This is a genomic window from Celeribacter sp. SCSIO 80838 (assembly GCF_056498065.1).
In genome coordinates this window covers 306217-320239 of the sequence record NZ_JAZKMA010000001.1, presented here as the reverse complement: position 1 = coordinate 320239, position 14023 = coordinate 306217, and the positions used below count along the sequence as shown (strand labels likewise).

Annotated in this window: 12 protein-coding genes and 1 tRNA gene; 4 read left to right on the top strand and 9 right to left on the bottom strand. The window is 61.6% G+C overall.

The window, feature by feature from the left end:
• The first annotated feature begins 24 nt into the window (after nt 1-24).
• Nucleotides 25-633: a flavin reductase family protein gene (locus V1475_RS01480; RefSeq protein WP_479411329.1), complete on the top strand. Its 609-nt coding sequence runs from the start codon at nt 25-27 to the stop codon at nt 631-633.
• A 38-nt stretch (nt 634-671) separates the two neighbouring features.
• Here V1475_RS01480 and V1475_RS01475 read toward each other — a convergent pair whose 3' ends face one another.
• Both V1475_RS01475 and V1475_RS01470 read right to left on the bottom strand, forming a co-directional pair.
• Nucleotides 672-1814 carry an FAD-dependent monooxygenase gene (locus tag V1475_RS01475; protein WP_479411328.1) on the bottom strand — a complete coding sequence of 381 codons (1143 nt, stop codon included), beginning with the start codon at nt 1812-1814 and terminating at the stop codon, nt 672-674.
• A 457-nt stretch (nt 1815-2271) separates the two neighbouring features.
• Nucleotides 2272-2348 (bottom strand) — tRNA-Met (locus V1475_RS01470).
• A gap of 163 nt (nt 2349-2511) precedes the next feature.
• Here V1475_RS01470 and V1475_RS01465 point away from each other — a divergent pair.
• Complete coding sequence (locus tag V1475_RS01465) at nt 2512-6096, top strand: hydantoinase B/oxoprolinase family protein (protein ID WP_479411327.1); 3585 nt, start codon at nt 2512-2514, stop codon at nt 6094-6096.
• A gap of 94 nt (nt 6097-6190) precedes the next feature.
• On the opposite strand, the gene V1475_RS01460 is transcribed toward V1475_RS01465, so the two are convergent.
• From V1475_RS01460 to puuE, 4 genes are all read right to left on the bottom strand, one after another.
• Nucleotides 6191-7396: a serine hydrolase domain-containing protein gene (locus V1475_RS01460; protein WP_479411326.1), complete on the bottom strand. Its 1206-nt coding sequence runs from the start codon at nt 7394-7396 to the stop codon at nt 6191-6193.
• Between the two features lie 82 nt (nt 7397-7478).
• Entirely contained in the window at nt 7479-7973 is a 495-nt protein-coding gene (locus V1475_RS01455) for an ureidoglycolate lyase (protein WP_479411325.1), read from the bottom strand.
• Entirely contained in the window at nt 7970-8800 is an 831-nt protein-coding gene (locus V1475_RS01450; protein WP_434290396.1) for a bifunctional allantoicase/(S)-ureidoglycine aminohydrolase, read from the bottom strand. Before V1475_RS01450 ends, V1475_RS01455 begins: the two co-directional genes overlap by 4 nt.
• Nucleotides 8801-8808: 8 nt before the next feature.
• A complete protein-coding gene (gene puuE, locus V1475_RS01445) occupies nt 8809-10236 on the bottom strand; it encodes an allantoinase PuuE (RefSeq protein ID WP_479411324.1) in 1428 nt (475 codons plus the stop codon).
• Between the two features lie 151 nt (nt 10237-10387).
• On the opposite strand from puuE, the gene uraH reads away from it, so the two are divergent.
• Nucleotides 10388-10747, top strand: a complete 360-nt coding sequence (gene uraH, locus V1475_RS01440) for a hydroxyisourate hydrolase (protein ID WP_434290399.1) — start codon at nt 10388-10390, stop codon at nt 10745-10747.
• A 1-nt stretch (nt 10748) separates the two neighbouring features.
• Nucleotides 10749-11984: a urate hydroxylase PuuD gene (locus V1475_RS01435; protein ID WP_479411323.1), complete on the top strand. Its 1236-nt coding sequence runs from the start codon at nt 10749-10751 to the stop codon at nt 11982-11984.
• Nucleotides 11985-12018: 34 nt separating this feature from the next.
• Here V1475_RS01435 and V1475_RS01430 read toward each other — a convergent pair whose 3' ends face one another.
• Genes V1475_RS01430 through V1475_RS01420 form a run of 3 tightly spaced genes read right to left on the bottom strand, consistent with a single transcriptional unit; the run spans nt 12019 to nt 14012 of the window.
• The gene (locus V1475_RS01430) at nt 12019-13014 is read right to left on the bottom strand and encodes an aldose epimerase family protein (RefSeq protein ID WP_479411322.1); all 996 of its coding nucleotides are present in this window, start codon (nt 13012-13014) and stop codon (nt 12019-12021) included.
• Nucleotides 13011-13751, bottom strand: a complete 741-nt coding sequence (locus V1475_RS01425) for a 2-dehydro-3-deoxygalactonokinase (protein ID WP_479411321.1) — start codon at nt 13749-13751, stop codon at nt 13011-13013. Before V1475_RS01425 ends, V1475_RS01430 begins: the two co-directional genes overlap by 4 nt.
• A gap of 60 nt (nt 13752-13811) precedes the next feature.
• Nucleotides 13812-14012: a heavy-metal-associated domain-containing protein gene (locus tag V1475_RS01420; protein WP_479411320.1), complete on the bottom strand. Its 201-nt coding sequence runs from the start codon at nt 14010-14012 to the stop codon at nt 13812-13814.
• Nucleotides 14013-14023 lie beyond the last annotated feature (11 nt).

Below are 14023 nucleotides of genomic sequence, written 5' to 3'. Positions count from 1 at the left end.
TCCCCTTTTTCATAGGAGAAAGCGATGTTTTACCTGACGAAAGACGGCTCTGGCCTGCCGCGCGATCCGTTTGCGGCGATTGTCTCGCCCCGGCCCATCGCGTGGATTTCGACACGCGGCACACATGGCGCGACCAACCTCGCGCCGTATTCGTTTTTCAACGCTGTGGCCTATGCGCCGCCGCAAGTCATCGTGTCCTCCATCGGCGGCAAGCCGGATCGCGCCAAAGGCAAGGACAGCTACAGCCATATCCTTGAGACCGGCGTGTTCTGCATCAACATCGCCGGGTTTGAGGATCGCGAGGCGCTCAATGCCTCCTCTGCGGGTTATCCGGCGGATCGGAGCGAGTTTGAGGCTTTGGGGCTGAAGGCCGCGGACTGCGAAAGCATCGACTGTCCGCGACTTGCCGACGCTCCGGCAGCTCTGGAATGTCGGTTGACGCAGGTGATCGATCTGGAGGGAGAGGGCAATCTGATGATCCTCGCGCGTGTCGAGGCAATCCACCTGCGCGACGACTGCCTGACGGAAGAAGGGCGGTTCGATGTGCTGCGCTACAAACCTTTGACGCGGCTTGGATACCAGGATTTCGCCAGCATCGACAAGCTGTTCCAGATGCGCCGTCCAAAACTTTGACATCATAAAAAACGGCCCCCGCAGGGGCCGTTTTCAATTCAGGCGAGGTCCGCCGTCATCGGGTCATAGGCGTAAACCCAGGCCGGATCTTCCGGCTCTTTGAGCCATGTGTTGGCGTTGGAAATCGTCTGCACCTTGGTGGCGCGGGCGTGGCGGGTCGCCTCGTAGGTTTTGAAGGCGGAGGCGTAATCCTCCATACCGGAGATCGACAGCGCACGGGTCAGAACGGCGGCATCTTCGATCGCCATGCAGGCACCTTGGGCCATATGCGGGCGCATCGGGTGGCAGGCATCGCCCAGCATGACCAGACGCCCCTGGCTCCAGAGGTTCATCACATCGCGGTTCCAGAACGGCCATTTGGTCACGGTCTCGGTCGCGTCGATCAGGGCCTGAACGACGGGGTGCGACCCGCCGAAAATCGCTTCCATCTCTTCGCGGGAGCTGTCGACAAAGCTTGCTTCGTGGTCCCAGCTGTCCACCGGCACGCCGGTCACATAGTAATATTCCGACTGATCGTGTTTCGTCGCGTAAGTCATGATGTGACGGGATTGTTCCCACCACCATTTCACGCAGGGCTCGAAGTCCAGACCGGAAGAGCGCAGCTTGTTCATGTCGACCAGCGCGCGATGGCCGACCCAACCGCTGTAACGCGGTTTTTCGACGCCCAGAAGTTTTTCGCGGATCATCGAGTTGATGCCGTCGGCACCGACCACGAGTTTCGCCGCAACCTTGTTGCCATTGGCGAAGGTCAAAAGAACATCACTGTCGCGCTCTTCGATATCGGTCAGGCGATGATCGAAATGTACGGTGTCCTGGGGCAGGGCGTTGATTTGTTCGGCATGCAGATCGCCGCGGTGAATGGTGATGTAGGAGGCGCCGTATTCCTTTTGGGCATAGTCGCCCAAGGGAATTTTCGACAGGTACTCGCCGGTCATCCCGTCGCGGGAGAACCAGAAATCCGGGTGTGAGCCGATCTCTTCGAGACGTTTCTCAAGCCCGATCTGGCGAAAAATTTTCATCACGTTCGGGCCGATATGGATGCCAGCGCCGAGACGGGTGAATTCAGGGGCCTGCTCGAAGGTGTGAACGGAGAAACCCGCGTCCAGCAGGAGAGCAGCCGCTGCTGCGCCGCCGAGGCCAGCGCCGATGACGGCGATATCTACTTGGTCGATCTGAGTCATGTGAGGTCCTGTGCGTCAGAGATATATTCGTTTGTACACAAACAAATATCACATCAAGAAGCAGTGTCAAAAACAATGGTTGCCGCGCGAGCGGCAAACAGTCATCTGATGAAAATTTAATCAACTGGCGGCCGGTCGTCGTGGTGGGCACAGGCCCCTCGCTTCTATAAGCGATTGCGATCCGACTCAGGACCTCTCAGGGCGGGAACAGGCAGAGCTCTCACGACATGGAGGGGACAGGCCTTGCGGCTCTTGTGCCGTGTCTGTTTTCACGATGGAGCCTGACATTCATGTCTTCGGTTCCTCTCGCTTGAATGGAGCTTGTGTGAGTACTCTGTTCGAGAAAAGCAGGCAGTTCACCGCTTTGCACGCCAAGATCAAAAAGGTGGGCAAACCGGCACAAAGGCAATTCTTCGCTCGTAAAAGCGATTTCAATTTAGTCTGTCGTTTGGGGATATGGTAGCGGAGGAGGGACTTGAACCCCCGACACGCGGATTATGATTCCGCTGCTCTAACCAACTGAGCTACTCCGCCGAAGTGCCGCGTAGATAGATTGAGCGACTGCGGGGGTCAAGAGGGATTTCGCCGAAATCCGGCAGAAAATTCCACTCAGGGCCAAGCCCGCGTTCCCCGCCCCGACTTGTTGCCCGTGCTGTGATCTCCTAACCTCTCGCGACAGGCGAAAAGCGGGGCGGATATGGGCAGCACGGGACAATGGGATTTCTGGATCGACCGGGGCGGCACCTTCACCGATGTGGTAGGGCGCGACCCTGAGGGGCGGCTTCATACGCTCAAACTCCTGTCCAACAATCCAGAGCGCTATCGCGACGCCGCCGAACAGGGGATTCGCGACCTGTTGGCTCTGGCTTCAGGCGCTCCGATCCCGCGGCGCGCGATCAGAGCGGTCAAGATGGGTACGACGGTCGCGACCAATGCGCTGCTGGAGCGCAAGGGCGAGCGGGTGCTTCTGCTGATCACGGAAGGGTTTGGCGATCTGTTGCGCATTGGCTATCAAGCCCGGCCGGATCTTTTCGCGCTCGAGATCAAACGCCCCGAATTGCTTTATGAAAGCGTCGCGGAGGTCCCGGAGCGGCTGGCGGCAGATGGCTCTGTCGTCACGCCACTCGATGAGAGCGCTGCCCGGGCGGCTCTGCAATCAGGGTTCGATCAGGGCATTCGCGCTGTCGCCATCGCTTTTCTGCACGCCTATCTCGAACCTGCGCATGAGAACCGCGTTGCGGAGATCGCACGGGAGATCGGCTTTACACAGGTCTCGACCTCGCATGAGACCTCGCGACTGGCAAAACTCGTCTCGCGCGGCGACACCACGGTCGTCGACGCCTATCTCTCCCCGATCCTGCGCCGCTATGTCGATCAGGTGGCCGAGGCGCTGTCGTTGGGCCATGCCTGCGAGCGGCTGTTGTTCATGCAATCGAATGGCGGGTTGACCGATGCGACGCTGTTTCAGGGTCGTGATGCGATCCTCTCCGGGCCCGCGGGCGGCATCGTCGGCATGGTGCGCACGGGTGAGGCGGCGGGGTTTGAAAGGCTGATCGGCTTCGATATGGGCGGCACCTCGACCGATGTCTCGCATTACGCCGGCCTTTATGAACGCACCTTCGAGACTGAAGTCGCTGGCGTGCGGTTGCGTGCGCCGATGATGGATATTCATACGGTCGCAGCCGGTGGCGGGTCGATCTGTAGCTTCCGGGACGGTCGGTTTCAGGTCGGTCCCGAAAGTGCGGGGGCCGATCCGGGGCCTGCCGCTTACCGCCGTGGCGGGCCACTGACGGTGACCGATTGCAACGTGTTTCTGGGCAAACTGTCGCCCGATCATTTCCCGCATGTCTTTGGGCCGGAGGGCAAGGAACCGCTGGACGTCGACGCCGCCCGGCGCGGGTTTGAAGAATTAACTGCGGAGATCAACGTCGCAACCGGGCAGAGCCTTATGCCCGAAGAGGTGGCGGAGGGTTTTCTCAGGATCGCGGTCGACAATATGGCCAATGCGATCAAGAAAATCTCGGTCGAGCGCGGACACGACGTGTCGCAATATACGCTGCAATGTTTTGGCGGCGCGGGAGGACAGCATGCCTGTCTCGTGGCCGATGCGCTCGGTATGACGCGGGTGCTGATCCACCCTTTTGCCGGTGTGCTTTCGGCCTATGGCATGGGGCTGGCGGACATCCGGGCGCTGCGGGAGGTGCAACTGGACCTGCCCCTTGACGATCTTTCTGCCGCAGAAGGCGCGCGCGCGGCGTTGGTGGCGGAGGCGCAGGCGGAGGTGGCCGCGCAGGGTGTGGCGCAGATCAGAACCCTGACACGGGCTCATCTGCGCTATACCGGCTCGCACCAGACGCTCGATGTGCCGTTTGGGACTATGGCGGAGATGACGGCGGCGTTTGAGGTCGCGCACAAGGCACGGTTCGGTTTTGCGCCGCCGGGGCGGGCCCTGATCCTCGATATGCTGGCGGTGGAGGCCGTGGGGGAAACCGGTGAACCCCCTATGGTCGCGCCGATGCGGGTGGGAGAGGTCGCGCCGAAAGCGATGATGTCCGTCACGGCGTCCGGTTGGGGCGAGGTGCCGCTATTCGACCGACTGAGTCTGCCGCAAGGCGTGGACATTCAAGGCCCGGCCGTGATCTCCGAGCCGACAGGCACCAATGTGATCGAACCGGGCTGGGTGGGGCGGCTTGATGCGCAGGGCAACCTGATCCTGACCCGCGCCGCGCCCGTCGAGCGTAGTGCTGCCGTGGGAACCGAGGCCGATCCGATCCTTCTCGAGGTGATGTCGAACCTGTTCATGTCTGTCGCCGATCAGATGGGTGCGACGCTGGCGAACACGTCGTGGTCGGTCAACATTAAGGAAAGGTTCGATTTTTCCTGCGCGATCTTCGATGCCCATGGTCGTCTGGTCGCCAATGCGCCGCATGTTCCGGTGCATCTCGGCTCCATGTCGGACTCGGTGCAGACGGTGATCCGGCAGTTTTCCGACGCCGCCGAGGGCGATGCTTTCGTGCTCAATTCGCCCTATCGCGGCGGTACCCATCTGCCGGACATCACTGTGGTGACGCCGGTATTTGTGGACGGAAAACCTGCCTATTGGCTGGGTGCGCGCGGGCATCACGCGGATGTCGGCGGGCGCACGCCGGGATCGCTGCCCCCCGATAGCACAACGCTCGAAGAAGAAGGTGTGGTGATCGAAACCACGCGCATCGTGACGGCAGGGCGGTTCGAAGAAGAGAAAATGCGTGCTTTGCTCGCCTCGGGGCGCTATCCCGCGCGCAATATCGACCAGAACATTGCCGATCTTCAGGCGCAGGTGGCCTCGAATGAGACGGGAAAACAAGCGCTTATGGGCGTTGTCGCCCGCTATGGTACGGAGGTGGTCACGGCCTATATGCAGCATGTGCAGGACAATGCCGAGGCCTCCGTGCGCGCGGTGATCGACCGGCTTTCAGATGGGGAATTCACCTATCCGATGGACGATGGCGCAGAGATCAAGGTGCGTCTTACGGTCGATGCGGCCACCCGCACGGCGACCGTCGATTTCACCGGAACCTCGCCTCAGCACAAGGGAAATTTCAACGCACCTCTGTCGATCTCGCGCGCGGTGGTTCTCTATGTTTTCCGGACACTTGTGGGCAAAAACATCCCGCTGAACGAGGGGTGTCTCAAGCCGCTCAACATCATCGTGCCGGAGGGGTCGATGCTCAATCCGGGCGAGGGGGCGGCGGTGATTGCGGGCAACACGGAGGTATCGCAGGCGGCGTGCAATGCGTTGTTCGGGGCCTTGGGGGTGATCGCCGGATCGCAGGGGACGATGAACAATTTTGTCTGGGGGAACAATGACTTCCAGAATTATGAAACCATCGCGGGCGGCACGGGCGCGGGGCCGGAGTTCGACGGCTGCGACGCGGTGCAATCGCATATGACCAACACGCGGATGACCGATCCCGAAATTCTCGAAGCGCGGTTCCCGGTGCGGCTTCTGGAGTTTGCCATCCGTCCGAATTCCGGCGGTCAAGGCGCGCATCATGGCGGTAACGGATTGATCCGAAAGATGGAATTCCTGACGCCAGTGACAGTCACGACGCTCTGTTCGCACCGGGTCATACCGCCTTTTGGTGTGAATGGTGGTGCGCCGGGGAGGGTGGGGCGGAACTCCGCTATCTTGCCGGACGGCGCGGAAATTCCGCTTCAGGGCAATGACGAGATCGACCTCCCGGCAGGCGGGATTTTCGTGATGGAAACGCCCGGCGGCGGGGGCTTTGGGGCGGCCTGATCGCCGCCCGAAATCGTTCCGAAATGACTGTCGGCAAAGCGTCGGATTTGTGTCGGACTTTTGTCGGGCACGAAACGCGCAGGGCGCGGCGAACCTAAGCCTCTGCCAAATCCTCCGCGATCTGCCGGAACATCGCGAGGGTCTCAAGGTTGATCGCGCCATCGCCCACGCGGAAATCCGTGTCGGCGGCGTTCTGGGCGATCACCACGCCCGCCGCGCGGTGGATGTACATGTATTGCCCGTAAATGCCGATGCCGAAGAATTCACCCGCGCGCGCCTCGGGCGGCAGCCACCATTGCAGGCCATAGCGCAATTGCCCGTCGGGGATTTTCGCGGTCTCGGGATCGGGCAGGGGCGCAGTCTGCTGTGTCATGCGGTCGATCCAGGCCTCGGACACGATCCGCGTGCCGTTCCATGCGCCTTTTTGCAGCATCATCTGGGCAAGGCGGGCATAATCGCGGGTGCTCATGTTGAAACCGCCCGCGACGAAAGGCTCCTGTTCCTCATCGGTGATGACGAAACCACTGTGCTCGAACCCCATGGGTCGGATCACATGGGCGTTCAGCAGATCGATCATCTTTTGACCGGTTAGCGCCCGGATCATCATGCCGATGACATGGGTGTCGACGGTGACGTAATGCATATAGGTGCCGGGGGGCCATTGCCGGGTGAGCGTGGCGGCGAAATCGTCCATCGAGCCGCCGACCCCGATGATCCGACCCATGCGGTTGATGTCGGAATGATAGTCGACATAGTCCTCGTTGAAACGCACGCCGCTTGACATGGTGAGCACGTCGAGGAGGCGAACACCGTCATAACCGCTGCCCTTGAGCGCGGGCAGATGGTCCTGCACCTCGGCTTCGAGAATGTCGGCGGGGATCAGCCCTTTGTCGATCAGGATGCCAAGCAGGAGTGCTGTGACGCTTTTCGACATAGACCATGAGATATTGCGGTCTTCGGGCCGGGTGCCGTGAAAATATTGCTCGTGACGGATGGCACCGTCTTTCAGGACGAGAAAGCTTTTGACGTTCCGGTCGATAAAATAGCGGTCGAGATCAACGTGTGTCGTGATCGGCGCTTTTGCCTCCGGCAAGGCGCTTGGCAAGGCGCTTGGCTGGGAGGCGGGCATGTCGAAGGGCAGGGCGTGGAAGAGCTGATCGAGATGGGAAAAATTCCAGACGATCTTGCCGGGCGCAAACAGGCTATTGACCCGCGCGAGCCGTTTGATGCCGGTCATATCGAGCCGGAGGAGGCGGCCACCTATGATTTTCGCGGTGTCGATCAGTGCCGAAGCTTGCATGGCTGTCCCCTGCTGTCGTTTCCATGAGACTGTGCAGGGGAAGCAAGGCTGTGTCGAGGTTTTCCCGTAGGTTGCAGTCCGGTTACGATGCGTCAGAGGTGACGACCCAAGGCGTGTCGAACCAATGTTCTTCGAGGTTCGGGGTGTCCCCGATCCGGTCGATGACGGCGAAAAGCCCGTTGCCGGTGAGCGGCGTCAGCACGCCATGCCATGTGCCACGGTGAAAGTTGATCGCCTGCGCACCATCGGTGACGAAGGCGCGGGGCGCGGCTTCGGGACCGTCGGAGACGATGACGAGGAACGGATCGGCGGACATCGGCACGAAGGCCTGCGACCCTTCCGGGTGGCGTTCGATCAGGTCGAGCGTGTAGGGAAAGTCCCGCAGCTCGGCATGGAAGATCGAAATGCCGACGCGACCGCCGGTGTCTGGGGCGACATCGACCGAGGCGCGGTCGTGGTAACGGCCGCATTTGCCCTGATTGATGATCTTGTCCGGTGCGCCGACCGCGTCGAGCACATCGCCGTAAGGGGCGAAGGCCTCGGGGGTCAGCGGTTCGGTGGTGATGACGCGGGTCATCCCAGCTCCAGCTTGGCGTGACGGTTGACGTCTTTGTACAGGAGATAGCGGAACGGGCGACGACCGGCGGCGTAACAGGCCTGCGGGCAGAAGGCGCGGAGCCAGAGGAAATCGCCCTCGGAGACCTCGACCCAATCCTGATTGAGCAGGTAGACGCCGCGACCCTGAAGCACATAGAGCCCGTGTTCCATGACATGGGTTTCGGCGAAAGGAATGGTGCCGCCCGGCAGGAAGGTCACGATATTGACGTGGAAATCGTAGCGCAGATCGTGCGGATCGACGAAGCGCGAGGTAGACCAGTAACCCGAGGTGTTGGGCATTTCCACCGGCGGCCTTTCCATATCGGCGGTGACGAAACTTTCGGGTTTGTCGATGCCCGGCGCGGGTTCGTAGCGTTTGCGAATCCAGACGAAGGTCGCGGGCGTGTCGTTGTCGTTCTGCACGGTATATGTGTCGCCGGGAGCGACGAAAACATAGCTGCCGGGGTCGAGCTGATAGGCGCGCGCACCGATGGTCAGGCGCATGTGACCGGCCAGCACGAAGATCACGCATTCGGCCATCGGATCGGGTTCCGGGTCGGTCGTGCCGCCGCCGGGGGAGACCTCGACGATCAGTTGCGCGAAGGTTTCGGCAAAGCCGGTGAGCGGGCGGGCCAGAACCCAGGCGCGGGTTTTATCCCAGCCGGGCAGGTAGCTCACGACGATGTCGGACATCACCCCATGCGGGATGACCGCATAGGAATTGGTGAAAACGGCACGCTCGCGGGCGTGGTTGTTTTGATCGGGCAGGCCACCGGTCGGGGCGCAGTAGGTGTATTCGTAGCTCATCGCGTTTCTCAGAGGTTCATGTCCTTGAGACGATGCCACGCGATCCGTTCGACCTGTTTGCAGGCGGTTTTGAATTCGCTGTCCCGGTCGTTGCCGAGCCGGGTGTGGAATGCGTCGAGGATTGTCGCCTTGGTATTGTCTTTCACGGCGATGATAAAGGGGAAGCCGTATTTTTCGGTATAGGCGGTGTTAAGGGTCTCGAAGGTGGCGTGTTCCTCGTCGGTGAGCGCGTCGAGACCGGCGGAGGCCTGTTCCGTGGTGCTCTCGGCGGTGAGGCGTTTGGCCTGTGCGAGTTTTCCAGCGAGGTCGGGGTGGGCGATCAGCACGCCGTCTTTCTCGGCCTCGGATGCGGCGCGGAAAGCGCGGCAGAGAACGGAATGGACGCCGACGGCGCTGTCATGCGCCGGGCCAAGCTCCAGCTCCCAAGCGCGTTCGGCCACCCAAGGGGAATGCTCGAATACGCCGCCGAATTTCGCGACGAAGTCCTCTTGCGACATCTGCGAGGGGCGGGTTTTGCGCGTATGCGGATGCACCTTGGCCCAATGGCGCGCCATGTCGATGCGGCGGGGCGTCCAGACGCCGTCGAAGGTTTGGATATAGTCGATGAAGCGTTTGAGGCCCGCCATTTTGCCGGGACGCCCGATCAGGCGGCAATGCAAGCCGATGTTCATCATTTTCGGCGTGCTGGTCGTGCCCTCGGCATAGAGCGTGTCGAAAGCGTCCTTGAGATAGGTGAAGAATTGCTCGCCGGTGATCCAGCCGGGGCTGGTGGCGAAACGCATGTCGTTGGCCTCAAGCGTATAGGGGATGATCAGCTGATCGCGATCGCCGACTTCGAGCCAATAGGGCAGGTCGTCGTCATAGGTGTCGGAGACATAGTCGAAGCCGCCCTCCTCAGATACGAGGCGCACGGTGTTGGCCGAACACCGCCCGGTGTACCAGCCATAGGGGCGTTCCCCGGTGACTTCCTCGTGCAGCTTGATCGCCGCCTGAATGGAGGCGCGTTCTTCCTCCTCCGGCATGTCCTTGTGTTCGACCCATTTGTAGCCGTGGGACGCGATCTCCCAACCGGCGTCCTGCATCGCCGCGACCTGTTCGGGCGACCGGGCCAGAGCCGTGGCGACGCCGTAGATCGTCACGGGGATGTCGGCCTCGGTGAACAACCGGTGCAAACGCCAGAAGCCCGCGCGTGCGCCGTATTCATAGATCGATTCCATGTTCCAGTGGCGCTGGCCCTTCCACATGGCCGCGCCCGCGATGTCTGAGAGGAAGGCCTCAGAGGCCTCATCGCCATGCAGCACGCAGTTTTCGCCGCCTTCCTCATAGTTCAGCACGAATTGCACCGCGACCTTCGCGCCTCCGGGCCAGTGCGGATCGGGCGCATTGGCCCCGTAACCCAACATGTTTCGAACATAGCGCGGTGGATTTTTCGGCATTTCCCTTGGCCTTCGTGTTTTTTGACTAATTGGTAGGCTTGTTAGATATCGAATACTCTTTTGTATGCAATCTGACGAGATTGATTGTTGCTGCGACGGCGGCTTTCCGACAGTCTCCAAACGAAACGCTAACTATTTGGGCAGCTTCGCCATGACTTCCGGTTTTTTGACCACCCATGTTCTCGATACGGCCAAGGGTTTGCCGGCCGAGGGGATCGAGATTGCGCTCTACCGCGTCTCCGGCAACAGTCACACAAAGATTGCGACGGCCGTGACGAATGCCGACGGACGGACGGACACACCGATTCTGCCCGCCGGGACATTTAAGACCGGCACCTATGAGCTGATTTTCTTTGCAGGCGACTACCTGCGGCGCACGGGGCAGGCCGGTGGAGAGCCTCTGTTCCTCGATCAAATCCCGATCCGTTTCGGGATCAATGACGCGGAAAGCCACTATCACGTGCCGCTGTTGCTGTCGCCTTACAGCTATTCGACCTATCGGGGGAGCTAACATGACGTTGATGCCGATTTTCTGGGAATGGGCGGAGTTTGCCCTGCGCTGGCTGCATGTGATCACCGCGATTGCGTGGATCGGGTCGTCTTTCTATTTCATCGCGCTCGATCTCGGGCTGCGGCCCTCGTCGGATCGTCGCCAAGGCGTGTCGGGTGAGGAATGGCAGGTCCATGGCGGCGGCTTTTATTTCATCCAGAAATACATGGTCGCGCCTGCACGAATGCCTTCGGACCTGATCTGGTTCAAATGGGAAAGCTATTCGACCTGGCTCACGGGCTTTGCACTTATGGCGGTGGTCTATTACCTCGGCTCCGAACTGTATCTCGTCGATCCGAACGTGTTGGAGATGTCGAGCGGCATGGCGATCGCGATTTCCGTGGCTTCGCTGGCCTTTGGCTGGATCGCGTACAACACGATTTGCAAGCTGATGCTGGGCAAGGACGACACCTGGCTGATGGTCATCCTCTATGTGATCCTTGTGGCGATGGCCTGGGGCTATACGCAGGTGTTTTCGGGCCGGGCCGCGTTTCTGCATCTGGGCGCGTTTACGGCGACGGTGATGAGCGCCAACGTGTTCTTCATCATCATTCCGAACCAGAAGGTGGTGGTCGAGGATCTCAAGGCCGGGCGCACGCCCGATGCGAAATACGGCAAGATCGCCAAGCAGCGCTCGACCCATAACAACTACCTGACCCTGCCGGTCATCTTCATGATGCTGTCGAACCACTACCCGCTGGCCTTCGCCGCCAAGTACAACTGGATCATCGCGGCGCTGGTGTTCCTGATGGGGGTCACGATCCGGCATTTCTTCAACACGATGCACAAACGCGGGGGCATGCTGTGGTGGACATGGGGGCTGACCGTGGGGCTTTTCCTCGCCGTCATGTGGTTGTCGACCGCAGGCATTTACATGCAGGACGAGGGCGAGGACGAAGCCGCGCTCGGCCCGGTGGCGCAGCGCTTTGCCTCGGCTGCCGGGTTCGAGGAGGTGCATGATATCGTCACCACCAACTGCTCCATGTGCCATTCCAGAGAGCCCTATTGGGAGGGCATGGCCTCGCCGCCGAAAGGCGTGCGGCTTGAGACCACGCAGGAGGTGGCGACCTTGGCGAAAGAGATCTGGCTTCAGGCCGGGGTGACCCACGCCATGCCGCCTGCGGGCAGTTACATGGCGCTCGATGACGAGAGCCGCGCGGCCATTCGCAAATGGTACGAAGCGGGGCTTGAGGGATAACTTGAGGGATAAAAAGGGCGGGGTCTTCCCCGCCTTATTTCTTTGAAAAGGACCAGCGGGTTTCCTGCCGGTAGGTGTCTTCGGGATCGAGCCGGACCGAAGGGAAATCGGAGCGGTTCGGCGCATCCGGCCAGCGCTGGGCCTCAAGCGCGACGCCGCAAAACCCGACCTCCGGCACGCCGCGATGGCCGTTCATCGCGCCGCTGCCGATGGGGGCGGCGTCGAAGACCTGAAGCCCCGGCTCGCTGGTGTCCATGCGCAGCGTGATGCCACTTGTCCCGCGCAGCACGGCGGCGGGTTTCATCTTGCCCGGCCCGTCCGCAAGGCAGAAATTGTGGTCAAAGCGCTGGGCGTCCGAAGGGCGCAGCACATGGCCGTCGCTGAGATCGAAGCCGGTGCCGCTCACGTCCAGCACGCCGGTGGGGATCATCCGACCGTCGACCGGGGTATAGCGATCCGCGAAGACCTGAAGCCAATGGCCGTCGGTGGTCGCCGTGCCGTCGAGGTTCCAATAGGAATGGTTGGCGAGGTTCAAAAGCGTCGGCGCATCGGTGGTGGCGGTGAGTTCGAGCCGGAGCGTCGCGGGGGCCTCGACCGTATAGCGCGCGGTGATCAGGCGGTTGCCGGGAAAGCCGCCCTTGCCGTCGGGCAATGTCAGGGTCAGGGTCACGGAGGTGGCGCTCAGGGCGGCGATCTTCCACAGTTCGGTATGCAGCCCTTGGGGGCCGCCATGCAGGAGCGTCTCGCCCTCGTTGGCTTCGAACCCCAGTTCGCGCCCGTCGAGCTCCGCCCGCGCGCCGGAAATCCGGTTGGCAACCGGGCCGACGATGGCGCCGAAATACTCCATCGGCCCGTGTTCATAGGCGGCAATTTCCGATCCGCCGAGCGTCAGCCCATAGGGCACTCCGCGCAGCCGGACGTCGTTGAGGATTGCGCCGTAGGACAGAATGGTGACGCTCAGATCGCCAGCGGTCAGTGTGATCGCGTCGACGCGGCGCCCGTCTTTCAGATGACCGAAAAGTTCCTTCATCGGGTCAACCTTTCACGTGCAAGGCGTAGCCCGGCGAGCGTTATGGCGTGGCCGTCGGCCTGAGAGACTGGGACGAACTGGCTTTCAAGGGCTGTGCGATAGGGCGCGCGGAGGGAGGCGGGGGCGATGACGGCCACGGGTTGGCCGAGCCAATAGGCGCGTGTGGCGGCGAGTTCCGTGCCGATCAGCGCGGCGGTTGCGCGCGATGTGGCCTCCGGCAGGGGCAGCTCACCCTGATCCGCCATCGCCTTGAGTGCGGCAAGCCGCAGCGCGGCGTTTTCAGGGCGGGACATGGTATCGGACAGGCCGTCTGTAAACGCTTCCGCATCGCCGAGGGTCAGATCGCCAAACACGGCGCCGAGCAGCGTTCCGGTCAGAAAACGCCGCATGGAGACGACCTCCCCGGCGCTGACATGGGCCCAGAGCGTTGAGGATTTGCCGGGCAGGCAGAGGATGCCGTCGAATTTCGGATTTTGCGCGATGAACCCGGCCAGCGTCACCTCTTCGCCCCGTGTCACGGTGCGGGGATGATCCTGCGACAGGGGCGGGATGTCGGGAGATTGAAGCGTCTCGGGCAGGGCGGCGCAGGGCAGATTGCGGGCGGGTGCAGAGGTGCCTGCGAGGAGTGCGAGAGCGGCGTGATCCTCGGGGTTGGTCCGGGTCGGGGCGGAGGAGGCGCTGTCGAGATCCCAGAGCCAAAGCTCCGTCCCGTCGAAGATCCCCGCCTGTGCGCTCATCCGTGCCTCCCTCGTGTCATAGTGTTTATGGCGTGGGGGGCACGGCGATGCAATGGGGGCTCAGCTTTTGAGTTCGGCCGGGTAACCCGCCTTTTTCAGCGCCTCAAGAATGGCCTCGTCGCCGGCCTCGGAAAAGACGTCGATTTCATGGGCGGAGATGTCGGCCTCGACTTCGACCGTGTCGTCGATCGCTTCGAGGGCTTCGGTGATGGCAGCCTTGCAATGGCCGCAGGTCATGTTGGGAACGGAAAAGACGGACATGGATTGTGACC